The 2267-nt window shown below is 36.0% G+C and carries 4 protein-coding genes; all 4 read right to left on the bottom strand.

Annotated features, from left to right (window positions below; all coding sequences use genetic code 11):
- Positions 1 to 176: 176 nt before the first annotated feature.
- Positions 177 to 485 carry a hypothetical protein gene (locus tag FG384_RS19410; RefSeq protein WP_142644334.1) on the bottom strand — a complete coding sequence of 103 codons (309 nt, stop codon included), beginning with the start codon at positions 483 to 485 and terminating at the stop codon, positions 177 to 179.
- Between the two features lie 137 nt (positions 486 to 622).
- The gene (locus FG384_RS19405; protein WP_142644333.1) at positions 623 to 952 is read right to left on the bottom strand and encodes an SMI1/KNR4 family protein; all 330 of its coding nucleotides are present in this window, start codon (positions 950 to 952) and stop codon (positions 623 to 625) included.
- Between the two features lie 212 nt (positions 953 to 1164).
- The gene (locus FG384_RS19400) at positions 1165 to 1758 is read right to left on the bottom strand and encodes a YdeI/OmpD-associated family protein (protein WP_142644332.1); all 594 of its coding nucleotides are present in this window, start codon (positions 1756 to 1758) and stop codon (positions 1165 to 1167) included.
- An 86-nt stretch (positions 1759 to 1844) separates the two neighbouring features.
- Positions 1845 to 2060, bottom strand: a complete 216-nt coding sequence (locus FG384_RS19395; protein ID WP_142644331.1) for a hypothetical protein — start codon at positions 2058 to 2060, stop codon at positions 1845 to 1847.
- Positions 2061 to 2267 lie beyond the last annotated feature (207 nt).

Below are 2267 nucleotides of genomic sequence, written 5' to 3'. Positions count from 1 at the left end.
TTTCGGCCCGCCACCTAACTGTCTACGCTTAAAGGCTAATGTTACCAGTAGCCCTCCAAGACTCGCTACGAGTGAATGGCTAGTTCTTTCTCGGCGGGAATCCCACCCGCTATATGATACGACCTAATCTCGGCCGCACAAGCACCACGTTAGTTGAAGAACATTTTTTCACAAATTTAATAAAATATATTTATGTTTTGTATTACGTTCTCTACGAGCATTGTCCGCTTTTTTAAAACTTGTTTAGCACGTAATTTAACAAGAAAATCAATAAATTCCGATTTAGTGGGAAGATTTGATATAACATGAGGTTTCTTATTATTTGCTGCTTTCTCATGGGCATACATTTCTAATGCGTGAATTACCGTTACTTCATGCTTCTCTTCTAAAGAGGTCCACCTTTCTATGTCATCCCATGAAAAGTTTGACCTTACGAAGAGTTCGTACCAACCTTCTGTCACAGGAAATTTAACATGATTCTCCATCCACGAGATAACATCCCTCGAATGAAATTCACCAAGATGGGAAAGTGCTTCATACCCAGTTATCTTTTTGTTAGATTCTTGTTCAAGAAAAGTAAAAACTAAAGATAGTCCCCTATCCTTATTGATACACATTGAAGTTAGATAGGAACGTAATCGTCAGCTAACCTATTTAAATTCTGAAGGAAGTCAGTATTCCAATTTATCTCTCCAGAGTATATTTCCTTATATTCGCTAGGAATTATTGTATCCTCAGAAAATGAGTAATAAAACGAAAGTGATTTACCTAAGTTATATAATATGTATTTATAAGAAGGAGGTAGTTTATAACCTAATTCTTTTTCTATAGCTTCTACCTCCTGTAGCGCTGCTTTTTTTCCAATTTCAATTGGGTGGACTTTGCCGTTATTGTTCTCTAATTTATGTAGTATTTGCTCCCATTTTGATATAAGGAAATTAATATCCTTCATATTTTTTAACCACGCTTCGATAACTAAATTTTAATTAATAATGCGTAAGCCTGATATACACATTAATTTGCTTATGTTCTACGGACCACTTTTGTTTTCTTCCATTTTAATTTATTTGATTGAGTGTTACCTGCGATCCAAAAAGGAGGTCGAATGAACGCAAAGTGATGTAATATCTAAAAGTTTATTAGGTTATTTTCTCATCGAATAAACTAATCATTTAATCCCTTTCCATTGAGAATTTGCTGGATACATTTTTCAACCCTTGACTCTCGAGTTTTGGATTGTTTGGGTTGAGAGAAATAAAGAATGTATGCTCTTTGCCGTCCCGGTGTCAATGCTTCAAAAGCAGTTTTCAAGGCAGGGATCTCATTGAATTTATTTTGAAGTTCTTCAGGAATTATGATTTCTGTATTCTTTTTAAAATTCACTTCCAAACCGGCTTTTTCAACTTCAATGGCTTCATAAATATAGTCTTTCAAGATGGTTTCCATTTCAACTATCTCACGAACATTGGTGAACCTAATCTGGCGTGCCGCCTGTACATTTTCCGTTTGTCGGATTAGAATCCCATGGGCATCCTGTAACAAGGCACCTTTGTGAAACAGAAGAGCACAATATTCTTTAAAACCATGTATTAAAACTATGTTATTTTTCTCAAACGTGTAACAAGGATGCATCCACTTAAATTCTTCGGTCAGCTCACAATCAAGAACGATATTTCTCAACTGCTCATATTCTTCCTTCCACTTTTTAGCTTTACTTAAAAATTCATCAACCTTAGGATTCATTCTACTATTTGTCATTAAGGAACACCCCTCTTCAATTTTTCGATCAGCTGACAGTCAAGAATGATTATTCTCAATTTCTCTAATCGATTTATAATAAGACATTAACTGGTTACATGGCCAGCAGACCTACGAAAGCTACAGGGTTTCATCTCTATAATGGCATCTTTTCTAATATCAACATCTACCTCTTTATCATGTGGAAACAAATAATATCCAAATGAATCTCCGTCCTTATAATTTAAACCAGATGAACCAGTAGGGTATATTTTAAAAGAATTCCCTTGATATGTTGCTGTCGTGTTAACGTGATTAAACATTGTAAAGCCATATTCGGTACGTGCATTACCTACCCCGTTTGTTCAATAAGAAAAAAGAGCTGCATAACCAACCCTATGATTTTAACTAGTCGAGTAGAAGGGAACCTCTCTACCTTGCGGTAGATTGTGTTCCTCCCCCCTCACAGAACCGTGCTTGCGCTATTTACGCACACGGCTCTTCCAAGTCACCATTCACAAAATGTAGCC

Source organism: Psychrobacillus vulpis (assembly GCF_006861825.1).
Taxonomy (GTDB): domain Bacteria; phylum Bacillota; class Bacilli; order Bacillales_A; family Planococcaceae; genus Psychrobacillus; species Psychrobacillus vulpis.
This window is presented reverse-complemented; position numbering and strand designations above follow the sequence as displayed.

What these genes read in the sequence shown, in the direction of transcription:
- FG384_RS19410 (WP_142644334.1), bottom strand. Translation starts at nt 485, where the DNA reads ATGGAGAATCATGTTAAATTTCCTGTGACAGAAGGTTGGTACGAACTC.
- FG384_RS19405 (WP_142644333.1), bottom strand. Translation starts at nt 952, where the DNA reads ATGAAGGATATTAATTTCCTTATATCAAAATGGGAGCAAATACTACAT.
- FG384_RS19400 (WP_142644332.1), bottom strand. Translation starts at nt 1,758, where the DNA reads ATGACAAATAGTAGAATGAATCCTAAGGTTGATGAATTTTTAAGTAAA.
- FG384_RS19395 (WP_142644331.1), bottom strand. Translation starts at nt 2,060, where the DNA reads ATGTTTAATCACGTTAACACGACAGCAACATATCAAGGGAATTCTTTT.